The sequence below is a fragment of the Pseudomonas sp. HY7a-MNA-CIBAN-0227 genome (assembly GCF_040310325.1).
In the GTDB taxonomy this organism is placed as follows: Bacteria; Pseudomonadota; Gammaproteobacteria; order Pseudomonadales; family Pseudomonadaceae; genus Aquipseudomonas.
Map to the genome: position 1 here is coordinate 57,414 of NZ_JBEOPT010000009.1, position 15,010 is coordinate 72,423.

General features: G+C 57.9%; 12 protein-coding genes. 2 read left to right on the plus strand and 10 right to left on the minus strand.

Features of this window, described 5'->3' with window-relative positions; all coding sequences use genetic code 11:
* Positions 1 to 15 precede the first annotated feature (15 nt).
* The 6 genes from odhB to sdhC form a co-directional block, all read right to left on the minus strand.
* Positions 16 to 1,233 (minus strand): 2-oxoglutarate dehydrogenase complex dihydrolipoyllysine-residue succinyltransferase, encoded by a 1,218-nt coding sequence (odhB, locus tag AAEZ06_RS16385; protein WP_149411450.1) that lies wholly within the window; start codon positions 1,231 to 1,233, stop codon positions 16 to 18.
* Between the two features lie 44 nt (positions 1,234 to 1,277).
* Positions 1,278 to 4,109 carry a 2-oxoglutarate dehydrogenase E1 component gene (locus AAEZ06_RS16390; RefSeq protein ID WP_149411449.1) on the minus strand — a complete coding sequence of 944 codons (2,832 nt, stop codon included), beginning with the start codon at positions 4,107 to 4,109 and terminating at the stop codon, positions 1,278 to 1,280.
* Between the two features lie 260 nt (positions 4,110 to 4,369).
* A complete protein-coding gene (locus AAEZ06_RS16395) occupies positions 4,370 to 5,074 on the minus strand; it encodes a succinate dehydrogenase iron-sulfur subunit (RefSeq protein ID WP_149411448.1) in 705 nt (234 codons plus the stop codon).
* A gap of 11 nt (positions 5,075 to 5,085) precedes the next feature.
* Positions 5,086 to 6,861: a succinate dehydrogenase flavoprotein subunit gene (sdhA, locus tag AAEZ06_RS16400; RefSeq protein WP_133099069.1), complete on the minus strand. Its 1,776-nt coding sequence runs from the start codon at positions 6,859 to 6,861 to the stop codon at positions 5,086 to 5,088.
* Between the two features lie 3 nt (positions 6,862 to 6,864).
* Positions 6,865 to 7,233, minus strand: coding sequence for a succinate dehydrogenase, hydrophobic membrane anchor protein (gene sdhD / locus AAEZ06_RS16405; protein WP_133099070.1), 369 nt, complete (start codon positions 7,231 to 7,233; stop codon positions 6,865 to 6,867).
* Positions 7,227 to 7,601 (minus strand): succinate dehydrogenase, cytochrome b556 subunit, encoded by a 375-nt coding sequence (gene sdhC, locus AAEZ06_RS16410; protein ID WP_133099071.1) that lies wholly within the window; start codon positions 7,599 to 7,601, stop codon positions 7,227 to 7,229. The genes sdhD and sdhC overlap by 7 nt, the downstream gene beginning before the upstream one ends.
* A 364-nt stretch (positions 7,602 to 7,965) precedes the next feature.
* Here sdhC and gltA point away from each other — a divergent pair, with 364 nt between their 5' ends.
* On the plus strand, positions 7,966 to 9,255 hold the full coding sequence (gene gltA / locus AAEZ06_RS16415; RefSeq protein ID WP_133099072.1) for a citrate synthase: 1,290 nt from the start codon (positions 7,966 to 7,968) through the stop codon (positions 9,253 to 9,255).
* 325 nt (positions 9,256 to 9,580) lie between these two features.
* Here gltA and AAEZ06_RS16420 read toward each other — a convergent pair whose 3' ends face one another.
* From AAEZ06_RS16420 to AAEZ06_RS16430, 3 genes are all read right to left on the minus strand, one after another.
* Entirely contained in the window at positions 9,581 to 11,239 is a 1,659-nt protein-coding gene (locus AAEZ06_RS16420; protein WP_149411447.1) for a cation acetate symporter, read from the minus strand.
* Positions 11,236 to 11,547 carry a DUF485 domain-containing protein gene (locus tag AAEZ06_RS16425; protein WP_149411446.1) on the minus strand — a complete coding sequence of 104 codons (312 nt, stop codon included), beginning with the start codon at positions 11,545 to 11,547 and terminating at the stop codon, positions 11,236 to 11,238. Before AAEZ06_RS16425 ends, AAEZ06_RS16420 begins: the two co-directional genes overlap by 4 nt.
* A 214-nt stretch (positions 11,548 to 11,761) precedes the next feature.
* Positions 11,762 to 12,613 carry a glycine betaine ABC transporter substrate-binding protein gene (locus tag AAEZ06_RS16430; protein WP_149411445.1) on the minus strand — a complete coding sequence of 284 codons (852 nt, stop codon included), beginning with the start codon at positions 12,611 to 12,613 and terminating at the stop codon, positions 11,762 to 11,764.
* Positions 12,614 to 12,944: 331 nt separating this feature from the next.
* Here AAEZ06_RS16430 and AAEZ06_RS16435 point away from each other — a divergent pair, with 331 nt between their 5' ends.
* Positions 12,945 to 14,495 (plus strand): glycoside hydrolase family 17 protein, encoded by a 1,551-nt coding sequence (locus AAEZ06_RS16435; protein WP_350615217.1) that lies wholly within the window; start codon positions 12,945 to 12,947, stop codon positions 14,493 to 14,495.
* Positions 14,496 to 14,533: 38 nt separating this feature from the next.
* On the opposite strand, the gene AAEZ06_RS16440 is transcribed toward AAEZ06_RS16435, so the two are convergent.
* Entirely contained in the window at positions 14,534 to 14,905 is a 372-nt protein-coding gene (locus AAEZ06_RS16440; protein ID WP_149411442.1) for a hypothetical protein, read from the minus strand.
* Between the last annotated feature and the right edge of the window lie 105 nt (positions 14,906 to 15,010).

Sequence of the window (15,010 nt, forward strand, 5' to 3'; positions counted from 1 at the left end):
TTGACGCTGCTTCTATCAAATATCCAGGAGCAGACGAGCCGGGTCTTCCAGCAGGTTCTTGATGGTCACCAAGAAAGTCACGGCTTCTTTACCATCGATCAGGCGGTGATCGTAGGACAGCGCCAAGTACATCATCGGACGGATGACCACTTGACCGTTGATCGCCATAGGACGCTGCAGAATGTTGTGCATGCCCAGGATTGCAGCTTGTGGCGGGTTGACGATCGGGGTCGACATCATCGAACCGAAAGTACCACCGTTGGTGATGGTGAAGGTACCACCGGTCATCTCATCGATGGTCAGCTTGCCGTCACGAGCCTTCTTGCCGAAGGTGGCGATGCCGCCTTCGATTTCAGCCAGGCTCATCAGTTCGGCGTTACGCAGAACCGGCACCACCAGGCCACGCTCGCTGGAGACGGCAACACCGACGTCAGCGTAGCCGTGGTAAACGATGTCGGCGCCGTCGATGGAAGCGTTGACTGCCGGGAAGCGTTTCAGCGCTTCGGTAGCCGCTTTTACGAAGAACGACATGAAGCCCAGGCGCACACCGTTATGGCTCTTCTCAAAGAGATCCTTGTACTTCGAACGCAATGCCATGACTTCGGTCATGTCGACTTCGTTGAAGGTAGTCAGCATCGCCATATTCGACTGGGCTTCAACCAGACGCTTGGCCACGGTGGCACGTACGCGGGTCATCGGCACGCGCTTCTCGGTGCGATCGCCTGCGGCGAACACAGGAGCGGCAGCAGCAGGTGCTGCAGCCTTGGCAGGCGCGGTAGCCGGTGCGGCTTTCTTGGCAGCAACAGCAGCGACTACGTCTTCCTTGGTCACACGACCGCCTTTGCCAGTACCGGCAACGGAAGCGATATTGATGCCGTTTTCTTCAGCCAGCTTGCGAGCAGCCGGTGCAGCAACAGGATCGTCTTCGCCAGCGTCGGCTGGAGCAGCAGCTTGTGCGGCAGCCGGAGCAGCAGCGGCTGGAGCGGCAGCAGCGCTACCCTCTTCGATCGAGCCCAGTACCTGGTTGGACAGAACGGTGTCGCCTTCATTGGCAACGATAGCGCCCAGGACGCCGTCGGCTTCGGCCAACACTTCCAGCACAACCTTGTCGGTTTCGATGTCAACGATCAAGTCGTCACGCTTGACAGCGTCACCTGGTTTCTTGTGCCAGGTGGCAACGGTGCCATCGGCAACCGATTCCGGGAATGACGGGGCTTTGATTTCGATAGCCATTATCTGTGGGTCCTTAAAATTCGGTTTCAGTCAGCGCGAAGGCGTTAAACAGTGAAAGCATCTTGCAGCAGTTTTGCCTGCTGCTCGGCGTGCATCGATGCATAACCACAAGCAGGTGCAGCAGAAGCGTCACGGCCCGCGTACTCAAGTACGAGCGACTTGTCGTGACCGCCAATGATGCGGCGCATGTGATGCTGGCTGCAGTACCAAGCACCCTGGTTCATCGGCTCTTCCTGACACCAAACGATATGTTTGAGGTTGGAGTAACGAGCCAGGACTTCAATCAAGTCGTCCTCAGGGAATGGGTACAGCTGCTCAAGACGCACGATGGCGATGTCGTCACGACCTTCGGCACGGCGTTTTTCCAGCAGGTCGTAGTAGACCTTGCCGCTCGCCAGTACGATACGCGTGACCTTTTTCGGGTCATGGGCATCGATTTCCGGAATAACGGTCTGGAACGAACCTTCGGCCAGATCTTCCAGGGTCGAGATGGCCAATTTATGACGCAACAGCGACTTTGGAGTCAGGACTACCAGTGGTTTACGCAGGGGACGAATCACCTGGCGTCGCAGCAAGTGGTAGATCTGAGCCGGCGTAGTCGGTACACACACCTGAATGTTGTGCTCGGCGCACATCTGCAGGTAACGCTCCAGGCGAGCCGAAGAGTGCTCCGGACCCTGACCCTCATAACCGTGCGGCAGCAGCATGGTCAGACCGCAGAGACGGCCCCATTTGTGCTCGCCGCTGGTGATGAACTGGTCGATAACCACCTGGGCACCGTTGGCGAAATCGCCGAACTGGGCTTCCCAGATCACCAGCGCCTCAGGCGTGGTGGTCGAGTAACCATATTCGAACGCCAGTACCGCTTCTTCGGACAGGAACGAATCGTACAGATCGAAACGTGGTTGGCCCTTGTACAGGTTTTGCAACGGGATGTAGGTGCCCGCGTCTTTCTGGTTGTGCAACACCGCGTGACGGTGCGAGAACGTACCACGGCCGATGTCCTGGCCGGTCATGCGAATCGGGTGACCTTCAAACGCCAGGGTCGCGTATGCCATGGTTTCGGCATAACCCCAGTTGATCGGCAGGCCACCGGCTTGCATTTTCTGACGGTCTTCGTAGATCTTCGATACTTGACGCTGAACTACAAAGCCATCCGGGATTTCCAGCAGCTTGGCGGACAATTCCTGCAAGGTCTTCAGATCAAACGTGGTGTCGTGACGCGCAGTCCAGGCGTGACCCAGGTACGGACGCCAGTCAACGAACAGCTCTTTGTTCGGTTCCTTGACCAGGCTTTTTACAACATGCAGACCGTTGTCCAGCGCGTTGCGGTACTCGTCGATTTTGCCTTGAACACGCGCATCATCTACCACACCGGCCAGGGTCAGGCGCTCGGCGTACAGCTCACGGGTGGTGCGTTGTTTGGCGATTTGCTGGTACATCAACGGCTGGGTGCCGCTCGGCTCATCTGCTTCGTTGTGACCGCGACGGCGGTAGCAAACCAGGTCGATTACCACGTCACGCTTGAACTGCATGCGGTAGTCGATGGCCAACTGGGTCACGAACAATACGGCTTCCGGATCATCACCATTTACATGGAGGATCGGCGCCTGGATCATTTTCGCAACATCAGTGGCGTACTCGGTGGAACGCGAGTCTTCCGGGTTGCTGATGGTGAAGCCAACCTGGTTGTTGATGACGATGTGAACGGTACCGCCAGTCTTGAAGCCGCGGGTCTGCGACATCTGGAAGGTTTCCATGACCACGCCTTGACCGGCGAATGCCGCATCACCGTGGATGGAAATAGGCAGAACCTTTTCACCGGTCGGATCGTTACGACGATCCTGACGGGCACGCACAGAACCCTCGACCACTGGCGAAACAATTTCCAGGTGGGAGGGGTTGAACGCCATGGCCAGGTGGACTTCGCCGCCTGTGGTCATCACGTTGGACGAGAAGCCCTGGTGGTATTTAACGTCACCGGAACCCAGCTCGACCTTCTTCTTGCCTTCGAACTCATCGAACAGATCGCGCGGATTCTTGCCGAAAGTGTTAACCAACACGTTCAGACGACCACGGTGGGCCATGCCGATGACGATTTCCTTGGTGCCGTAGGAACCGGAACGCTGGATCAACTCGTCGAGCATCGGAATCAGGCTCTCGCCGCCTTCCAAACCGAAACGCTTGGTACCCGGGTATTTGGTACCCAGGTATTTTTCCAGACCTTCAGCTGCAGTGACGCGCTCAAGCAGGTGGCTCTTGAGGTCGGAGGAGATCACCGGACGGCTGCGCACGCTTTCCAGACGCTGCTGGAACCAGTGGCGCTGTTCGGTATCGACGATATGCGTAAACTCAGCGCCAATGGTGCGGCAATATGTCTGCTGCAACGCTTCGTGAATTTCGCGTAGGCTCGCTTCCTCCTTGCCGAGGAACAGGTCGCCGGCACGGAAGGTCGTATCAAGATCGGCATTGGTCAAGCCGTAATGATTGATCGACAGGTCTGCAGGTGCAGGACGCTGCCACAGCCCCAGCGGGTCAAGCTGGGCTGCTTGGTGGCCACGCATACGGTAGGCCTGGATCAGTCGCAGTACTTCAACTTGCTTCTTTTCATGCTCACTGCTCACGCTTGCGGCGGAAACCGGCTGGGCGCGGCGCTGGTTCTTTGCCAGCAGCACGAAATGATCGCGAATCGTCGAGTGCGATACATCGGTGGCAGCGTTGCCGTCAGCGGGCAACGTCTGAAATTTGGTGCGCCATTCTTCTGGCACAGCGTTAGGGTCGTGCAGGTAGAGCTCATAAAGCTCTTCCACATAGGCAGCGTTACCACCTGAAAGATAGCCGCTGTTCCACATGCGCTGCATCACGCTTTCTTGCATGCTTGGTCACCCTCGGTTAGGGGACACCACCGGCGAAGACACCGAGCCTGCTTGCAAAGTCCGAGTGCAGCGACCAAAACAAGCCACTTAGGATCACGCTGATAGTCCGGGTACCAACCCGGATGCCCCTGCTTGTCTCATTTCTTCAAAATAAGAGCCGCGCTTTGTAAGTCGCTGCTCAGGTTAAGACTACGGCGCCGGTTGAAGCCTGCGCCGTAGCATCTACGGGCACAACGGTTCTGCTTTTACTACAACGTCAGTTACACGCCGCTTTGCAGCAACATGCTACGTACGTGACCAATGGCCTTAGTCGGGTTCAGGCCTTTAGGACATACGTTGACGCAGTTCATGATCCCGCGGCAGCGGAATACGCTGAACGGGTCATCCAGTGAAGCCAGACGCTCGGACGTTTGGGTGTCACGGCTATCTGCCAGGAAGCGATACGCTTGCAGCAGTGCAGCCGGACCCAGGAACTTGTCCGGGTTCCACCAGAAGGACGGGCAGGAAGTCGAGCAGCAAGCGCACAGGATGCACTCGTACAGACCGTCCAGCTTCTCGCGTTCTTGCGGGGTCTGCAGACGCTCGATGGCCGGAGCCGGCGTGTCGTTCTGCAGGAATGGCTTAACCTTCTCGTATTGCTTGTAGAAGATGCTCATATCGACGACCAGGTCACGGATTACCGGCAAACCTGGCAGTGGACGAACGATCAGCTTGTTGCCTTTGACGACAGCGGACAGCGGCGTGATGCACGCCAGGCCGTTTTTGCCGTTGATGTTCATGCCGTCGGAACCGCAGACACCTTCACGGCAAGAGCGACGATAGGAGAAACCTTCGTCCTGCTCTTTGACCAGCGCCAGCACGTCCAGCACCATCAGGTCTTTACCATCGGTATTGACCTGGAATTCCTGCATGAACGGCGCAGCGTCCTGATCAGGGTTGTAGCGATAAACACTGACTTTCAACATGGCGGCCACCCTTAATAAGTCCGAATCATTGGTTCAAACGTAGGGACTGTTTTTGGCGAGAAGTTCACGGCACGCTTGGTTACGCGCTTGTCACCCGGGAAGTACAGGGTGTGGCATAGCCAGTTAACGTCGTCGCGCTCTTCGAAGTCTTCACGGGCGTGAGCGCCGCGGGACTCTTTGCGAACTTCTGCGGCGATGGCAGTTGCTTCAGCCACTTCCAGCAGGTTCTGCAATTCAAGGGCTTCGATACGAGCGGTGTTGAACGCCTGACTCTTGTCGTTGATCTTGACGTTGGCGATACGGCCACGCAGATCAGCGAGCTGGGCGATACCCTTCTGCATGTATTCGCCGGTACGGAACACACCGAAGTAGTTCTGCATGCAGCTTTGCAGCTCTTTACGCAGGGTAGCAACGTCTTCACCGTCAGTGCGCGAGTTCAGGCCATCGAGACGTGCCAGGGCAGCGTCGATGTCGGACTGGCGAGCACGTGTGTAATCGACGCCTTCCTTGAGAGTCTGCTCCAGGAACAGGCCGGCAGCACGACCGAACACCACCAGGTCGAGCAGCGAGTTGCCACCCAGACGGTTGGCGCCGTGAACCGATACGCACGCCACTTCACCTACGGCGAACAGACCAGGAATGATCTGATCAACGCCATCGGCGTCCTGGGTGATCGCCTGGCCGTGAATGTTGGTGGCAACACCGCCCATCATATAGTGGCAGGTTGGAACAACCGGGATCGGCGCAACAGCCGGATCGACGTGGGCGAAGGTTTTGGACAGCTCCATGATGCCCGGCAGACGGCTGTGCAGTACTTCTTCACCGAGGTGATCGAGTTTCAACATCACGTGGTCGCCATCAGGACCACAGCCGTTGCCGGCGATGATCTCTTTAACCATGGAACGGGCTACAACGTCACGACCGGCAAGGTCCTTGGCGTTAGGAGCATAACGCTCCATGAAGCGCTCGCCGTTCTTGTTGATCAGGTAACCACCTTCACCACGGCAACCTTCGGTCACCAGTACACCGGCGCCGGCGATGCCAGTCGGGTGGAACTGCCACATTTCGATGTCTTGTACCGGAACGCCTGCACGCAGGGCCATGCCGATACCGTCACCGGTGTTGATCAGGGCGTTGGTGGTGGACGAGTAGATCCGGCCTGCACCGCCGGTCGCCAATACGGTGGCGTTGGCGCGTACATAGGAGGTTTCGCCGGTTTCGATGCAGATGACGATCATGCCGACAAAGGCACCATCTTCGTTCTTCACCAGGTCGACGCCGTAGTATTCGTTGAGGAATACGGTGCCTGCCTTCAGGTTGGCTTGATACAGGGTGTGCAACAGCGCGTGACCGGTACGGTCGGCTGCAGCGCAGGTACGGGCGGCCTGGCCACCTTTACCGAAATCTTTCGACTGACCGCCGAACGGACGCTGGTAGATGCGGCCCTGTTCGGTACGGGAGAACGGCAGACCCATGTGCTCCAGTTCGAAGACCGCTTCCGGGCCTACGGAACACATGTATTCGATAGCGTCCTGGTCACCGATATAGTCGGAACCCTTGACGGTATCGTACATGTGCCAGCGCCAGTCATCGTTTGGATCGGCGGAGGCGATGGCGCAGGTGATGCCACCCTGGGCCGAAACGGTATGGGAACGGGTCGGGAACACCTTGGTGATCACGGCAGTCTTGTGACCGCCCTGGGCCAGTTGCAGCGCAGCACGCATGCCGGCACCGCCGCCACCAATGATGATGGCATCGAATGAAAGTGTATTAACTGTGTTAGCCATGAATCAGATACCCCAAAGAATCTGCACACCCCAGACGAAGTAAGCGAACATCGCGACGCCGCATACTGCCTGGAAGAGGAAACGTACTGCAGTCGCGGACTTGCCCAGCGCCATCGGCGTCAGGTAGTCGGTCGCGATGGTCCACATGCCGACCCAGGCGTGAGCGCCCAGGGCCACAAGGGCCAGCAGACTGAAGATACGCATCCCGCTGTGGGAGAACAGGCCGTGCCATTGGGCATAGTCGATACCCGGATTGGCAACGAGATATCCGATCAGGAAGATGAAATAAGCCGCGAGAACGACCGCAGACACACGCTGCGCCATCCAGTCATAGAGGCCCGAACGCGACAGGTTCGTAACGCTGGTTACCATATCCAAACTCCCGCCAGAACGATCATCACCAAGGAAATGGCGATAACGATTTTCGAGCCCAGCTTGCCGCCTTCCAGCGTCTCACCGATACCCATGTCCATGATCAAGTGGCGAACACCGGCCACCAGGTGATACAGCAAAGCGGACAGGAGGCCCCACGCCACGAACTTGGCCAGCGGACTGGTCATACATGCCTTCACCTCGGCGTATCCCTCTTCCGAACCCAGGGATTTGCTCAATGCATAAAGCATGATGCCCAGGCCGAGAAACAGGATGATGCCGGAAACACGGTGCAGGAATGACGTCACGCCGGTGATGGGGAGTTTGATGGTCCTTAGGTCTAGGTTTACAGGTCGTTGGCTATTCACGGCTTTTTTTCACACTGAAGAGCCCCTAACAATCAGGGCAAAGTTGTTGGGGGGAGCACTGGTCAGGTAAGCACCACCCAGGGAGTGCGACCCCCAATGAAAACAAGCCCAAAAGCCCTTGGCGGTCGGTGGTCGAGTATAGACAGTTAGGCAACTAATGACAACGCGCGCACCTCACCCTAATAGCTGATTGCGCTGTTGGGATAAAAGGCGTAAACGGCAGGTAATTTCGAGGAAAAAGTACGGTTAAAGCCTTCTGGAGCAAGACTTTAGGCAAATTGACATTCGAATTTATCTCACTATAGTGGTGCGGGCCCTGCGTGGGGGGTCTGTCTGATGATTTGAAGCATAAATAGGAGGCCACATGGCTGACAAAAAAGCGCAGTTGATCATCGAGGGCGCAGCCCCCGTCGAGCTGCCCATTTTAACCGGCACCGTTGGTCCTGATGTTATCGACGTACGGGGCCTGACGGCCACGGGCCGTTTTACATTCGACCCAGGCTTCATGTCGACCGCTTCTTGCGAGTCGAAGATCACCTATATTGATGGTGATAATGGCATCCTGCTACATCGGGGCTACCCGATCGAACAGTTGGCCGAGAAGTCGGACTACCTGGAAACCTGCTACCTGCTGCTAAATGGCGAATTGCCAACAGCCGAGCAGAAAGCCCAGTTCGTCAGCACCGTGAAGAATCACACCATGGTGCATGAGCAGTTGAAGACATTCTTCAATGGCTTTCGCCGCGACGCCCACCCGATGGCCGTCATGTGCGGCGTGGTTGGCGCCCTGTCGGCCTTCTACCACGACTCCCTGGACATCAATAACCCGCAGCATCGCGAAATTTCCGCGATCCGCCTGGTTGCCAAGATGCCGACCCTCGCAGCGATGGTTTACAAGTACTCCATGGGCCAACCCATGATGTACCCGCGCAACGACCTGACGTACGCGGAAAACTTCCTGCACATGATGTTCAATACCCCGTGCGAGATCAAACCGATCAGCCCGGTGCTGGCCAAGGCAATGGACCGGATCTTTATCCTCCACGCCGACCACGAACAGAACGCCTCGACTTCTACCGTGCGCCTGGCGGGCTCTTCGGGTGCCAACCCGTTCGCCTGTATCGCTGCCGGTATCGCCGCACTGTGGGGCCCTGCCCACGGCGGCGCGAACGAAGCCGTATTGAGCATGCTCGATGAAATCGGCGATGTGTCGAACATCGACAAGTTCATCGCCAAGGCCAAGGACAAGAACGATCCGTTCAAGTTGATGGGCTTCGGTCACCGGGTCTACAAGAACCGCGACCCGCGCGCCACTGTGATGAAGAAGACCTGCGACGAAGTACTGAAGGAACTGGGGATCAACAACGATCCGCAACTCCAACTGGCCATGCGCCTGGAAGAGATCGCCCTGACCGACCCGTACTTCATCGAACGCTCGCTGTACCCGAACGTCGACTTCTACTCCGGGATCATCCTCAAGGCCATCGGCATTCCAACCAGCATGTTCACCGTGATCTTCGCCCTGGCGCGGACCGTGGGCTGGATCTCCCACTGGAAAGAAATGCTCTCCAGCCCGTACAAGATTGGCCGTCCGCGCCAGCTGTACACCGGCTACGAGCAGCGTGATATCTCCAAGCTGGAAGACCGCAAATAAGCAGTGTCTTGCGATAACCGCTTAGCTGCACCGAATACGGCCTCCTCTTGGAGGCCGTATTTTTTTGTGCAGGATTTGTGTTGGGGAACAATTGTGGCGAGGGGGCTTGCCCCCGTTGGGCTGCGCAGCAGCCCTAAAACAGGCGCAGTGTTATCCCTGAAAACCGCAACCTTCCTTCTGGGGCCGCTTCGCAGTCCTGCGGGGGCAAGCCCCCTCGCCACAAAAAGCCCGGCTACCACAAATTGACCACCCATAAAAAATGCCCCGATCTCTCGACCGGGGCATTTTTATGGGTGCAGCTTATGTAGCTGTCTTTCGACAACCCTTAGTGAGAAACCGCCCCACTCGCCCCCAGACCGGTCTGCGAACGCACAAACTGCGGGTAGAATAGCGCCCGCTCTTTTTCCGCTGCCGCCGACTTGTCGGTGATGGAGAAGAACCAGATCCCGACGAACGCAATGATCATCGAGAACAGTGCTGGATACTCGTAAGGGAAGATGGCTTTTTCATGGTGCAGGATCGAGACCCAGATGGTTGGACCAAGGACCATCAGGCCAACGGCACTGATCAGACCCAACCAGCCACCAATCATCGCACCGCGAGTGGTGAGATTTTTCCAGTACATGGAAAGCAGCAACACCGGGAAGTTACAGCTGGCAGCAATGGAGAACGCCAGACCGACCATGAACGCGATGTTCTGGCTTTCGAACAGGATGCCCAGGCCAATAGCCAGCACCGCCAGGGCGATGGTGGTGATCTTCGAGACGCGAATTTCATCCTTCTCGTTGGCCTTGCCTTTCTTGATCACGCTGGCATACAGGTCATGGGACACCGCCGAAGCACCGGCCAGGGTCAAACCGGCAACCACCGCGAGAATGGTGGCGAAGGCCACGGCTGAGATAAAGCCCAGGAAGATGCTGCCACCCACCGCGTTGGCCAGATGCACCGCCGCCATGTTGTTGCCGCCCAACAAGGCACCTGCCGCATCCTTGAAGGCCGGGTTGGTGCTGACCAGCAGAATCGCGCCGAAGCCGATGATAAAGGTCAGGATGTAGAAGTAGCCGATAAAGCCAGTGGCATACAGCACGCTCTTGCGAGCTTCCTTGGCATCGCTCACGGTGAAGAAGCGCATCAGAATGTGAGGCAGGCCAGCGGTACCGAACATCAGTGCCAGACCGAGGGAGAATGCCGAAATCGGATCTTTCACCAGGCCGCCCGGGCTCATGATCGCTTCACCTTTAGGGTGAACCTTGATCGCCTCAGCAAACAGCATGTTGAAGTCGAAGTTGACGTGTTTCATTACCATCAGCGCCATGAACGAGGCACCGGACAGCAGCAACACCGCCTTGATGATCTGCACCCAAGTGGTCGCCAACATGCCGCCGAACAGCACGTACATGCACATCAGGATACCCACCAGGATCACCGCCACATGGTAATCAAGGCCGAACAGCAGCTGAATCAGCTTGCCGGCGCCAACCATCTGCGCGATCAGGTAGAACGCCACCACTACCAGGGAGCCGCAAGCCGACAGGCTGCGGATCTGGGCTTGCCCGAGGCGATAGGACGCCACGTCGGCAAAGGTGTATTTACCCAGGTTACGCAGGCGCTCGGCGATCAGGAACAGAATGATCGGCCAGCCCACCAGGAAGCCGATCGAGTAGATCAGGCCGTCGTAGCCGGAGGTGAACACCAGCGCGGAAATCCCCAGGAAAGACGCCGCCGACATGTAGTCGCCGGCAATCGCCAAACCGTTCTGGAACCCGGTGATCTTGCCGCCAGCCGCATAGTAGTCAGCCGCCGACTTGTTACGCTTGGACGCCCAGTAAGTAATGCACAACGTCGCGCCAACAAAGGCTACGAACATCAGGATCGCTGCAACGTTCAGCGGTTGTTTATGCACTTCACCAGTCAACGCTTCCGCCGCCCAAACAGCAGGAGCAAAGACCGAAGCGCCGAATACAGCCAATAGACGACGGATCATTGCGCAGCCTCCTTGAGAATCGCATTGTTCAGCTCGTCGAATTCGCCGTTGGCGCGTCGTACATAGATGGCGGTGAGGACGAAAGCTGAAACAATCAGCCCGACCCCGATCGGGATTCCCCAGGTAATGGACGAACCGGGGCTGATCTTGCCCCCCAGTATTTGTGGCCCATAGGCAATCAACAGGATGAATCCAGAGTACAGCCCAAGCATGATCGCCGAGAGAATCCAGGCGAACTTTTCCCTTTTACTAACCAGCTCCTTGAAGCGCGGGCTGTTTTGAATCGAGAGGTAAATGCTGTCGTTCATTGTTTTTATCCTCGCAGCACAGATTATTGTTGGAACGTATCTACTTTATGCAGCTGCGGGACAGGTTCCAGACGACCTTAGTATTAGAACGACTTGGACTTTGTCGCCAACTTTGCCACCATTAAATATCGGGCTGCAAAGCCAGAAACAACAAAACCCGCCTGACGAAAACGCCAGACGGGCTTGCAGAGTGCGAACTAGACGCCTTGCTTGATTACGGAGCGGTCCACTCAGCAACACGCTCAGGGTGCTTGGCGACCCAATCCTTGGCCGCTGCATCAGGCTTGGCGCCCTCTTGGATGGCCAGCATCACTTCGCCGATTTCATCCTTGGAGGCCCACTGGAATTTTTTCAGGAAGGCCACGACTTCAGGCGCTTTCTTCTCCAGGCCCTTGCTGCCGATGCTGTTCACAGTTTCGGCAGCACCATAAATCCCTTTTGGATCGTCAAGGAAACGCAGTTTCCACTTGGCGAACATCCAGTGTGGCACCCAGCCGGTGACCGCAATGGACTCCTGCTTGTCTTCGGCACGGGTCAGTTCGGCGATCATGGCGGCGCCGGAGCTGGCTTGCAGCTTGTAGTCCAGGCCATAGGCCTTGATGGCTTCGTCGGTCTTGAGCATCACGCCTGAACCGGCATCGATGCCGACGATCTTGTTCTTGAAGGTAGTGTCATCCTTGAGGTCGGCAATGGACTTGGCCTTGACATACTCCGGCACGATCAAGCCAATCTTGGCGTCCTTGAAGTTGGGGCCGTAGTCGACCACTTTGTCCTTGTTTTTAGCCCAGTATTCACCGTGGGTCACCGGCAGCCAGGCCGAGAGCATGGCGTCGAGTTTGCCGGTGGCCACGCCTTGCCACATGATCCCGGTGGCGACCGCTTGCAGTTTCACGTCATAACCGAGCTTTTGCTTGATCACTTCTGCCGCCACGTGGGTGGTAGCGACACTGTCCGACCAGCCATCCACATAGCCGATGCTCAGGGTTTTGCTGTCGGCGCTGGCCAGTGTGGAGTTCATCGCAAGCACCAGTGCGGCACCTGCGCCCAAGAGTCGTCGCATCTTCATCGTTACTTCCCCGAAAGTGCTGCGCCCGACGGATGCCGAGCGACGTCAACCTATTGTTATGTGGTGCACCGCGCCCCCTTCACGCGCATCGATCATGCTGTCGCGACATCAGTGGAGTGCTGACACTTCGATCATCAACCTGCTGCCACGAGCGACCTGCTCTGACTGCGACCTCAGGTAAGCAGGAAACGACATCACATCGCCAGCAGGTCGAGTTATAGGACACCTGGTAACAATCCCGCCCGAACTTTGCATGTCAAAATTATGCAGCCCCACTGGCGCCGACCAAATACGGGTAAGATGCGCGGCTTTGCCCCCAGACGGCCAGACCATGCCCGCGACCGCCCGCTTCCCTGCCCTGCCCTATTTATTCGCCTTGCTGCTGGGCCTCTTTGCCCTCGGTGGCTATTGGTACGGCCTCGGCCAACCGGTGCTGCTGCCGGATGTCGCCAGCGCCAGTCACAAGTTACAATGTGCGTCCTATACACCGTTCGACAAAGACCAATCACCCTTCGACCAGCCGTTCAAACTGCGTCCTGAGCGCATGGACGCCGACCTCGCGCTGCTGTCCACCCGCTTTGAATGCATTCGCACCTACTCGATGACCGGCCTTGAAGCCCTGCCGGATCTGGCGCGCAAGCACGGCTTGAAGCTGATGATCGGCGCCTGGGTCAACAGCAACCCGGTGGATACCGCCAAGGAAGTCGACCTGCTGATTGCCTCCGCCAATGCCAACGCCGACGTCGTCACGTCGGTGATCGTCGGTAACGAAACCCTGCTGCGTAAGGAAATCACCGCCACCCAGCTGGTGAAGCTGATCCAGCGGGTCAAGAGCCAGATCAAGCAGCCCGTCACCTACGCCGATGTGTGGGAGTTCTGGCTACAACACCCGCAAATCGCTCCAGCGGTAGATTTCCTGACCATTCACTTGCTGCCGTACTGGGAAGATGACCCGGCGGGGATCGACCAGGCACTCCGGCATGTCGGCGATATCCGCCAGACCTTCGGCAACCGCTTCGCCCCCAAGGACGTGATGATCGGCGAGACCGGTTGGCCGAGCGAAGGCCGCCAGCGCGAAACCGCCGTGCCTAGCCGAGTCAACGAAGCCAAGTTCATCCGCGGCTTTGTTGCCATGGCCGAATCGAATGGCTGGCACTACAACCTGATCGAAGCCTTTGACCAGCCATGGAAGCGCGCCAGCGAAGGTGCGGTGGGCGGTTACTGGGGTTTGTTTGATGCCGATCGCCAGGACAAGGGCGTGCTGGCCGGGCCGGTCACCAATGTGCCGTACTGGCCGATGTGGCTGGGCGTTGGCGGGATAATCCTGTTGGGCACACTGGTGTTGGGCGGGCGCGTTCGCAGCACACGCGCCGCCCTGCTGTTGCCGTTGCTGGGCGCGGTGGCGGCTTGCTCGATGGGTAGCTGGAGCGAGTTGACCCGTGTCACCGCGCGTTTTACTGATGAATGGATCTGGGCTGCGTTGCTGGTGGCCTTGAACCTGCTGGTGCTGGCCCATGCAGCCCTGGCCCTGAGCACACGTGAAGGTTGGCGCGCACGCAGTTTCAACTGGCTGGAACAGCGCGCCGGCTGGCTGGTGGCGCTGGCTGGCTTTGCCGGTGCGGTAATGATGCTGGCGCTGGTGTTTGACCCGCGCTATCGCAGCTTCCCGAGCGCGGCATTGCTGCTGCCGGCACTGGTGTATCTGGTGCGTCCGGTCACTGGGCCGCGTCGGGAGATTGCCTTGCTCGCGTTCATCATCGGTGCCGGCATTGCGCCGCAGCTGTATCGCGAAGGCTTGATGAACCAGCAGGCCCTGGGTTGGGCGCTGGTGAGTGTATTGATGGTCGCGGCGTTGTGGCGTTGCTTGCGGGTTCGCAAATAAGGCTTCTGTGGCGAGGGGGCTTGCCCCCTCGCCACAGGTTACTCGGCGGCCCGCGGCGCCCTGACCAAGCGCAATCCGGCAATAACTACGGCGAACACTGCAAACGTGGTGTTGTACAACGCCAACGCCGCAAACCCGAACACCAATCCCAGCACCGCCAAGCCCCACCCGGCACGCCCCGGCACAAAAAACGCCAGCACCGACGTTACCAGCGCCGCCCAGCCCATCACTTTGAAGTGAATCATCAGGCCCAGGTTCGAGCGCACCTGGCATTCCCAGCGGCTGGCCTCATCAGCGCAAATGCCGACCCACTGCCCGTCCTCCATAAAGCCGTAACGAGCCCCATAACAGGCGGCCAGCCATAACGGTAGGGCAATAAGCAGCAGAATCAGCGGCAAGCGGCGGGACATGGGGCACTCCGATAGGCGAAAACGGCGCCCAGCTTAATCGCCCGGTAGCGGTTGGCAAGGCTTGTACGCAGATAAGTGTTCAACAAAACGTGCCAAAGTGTATCG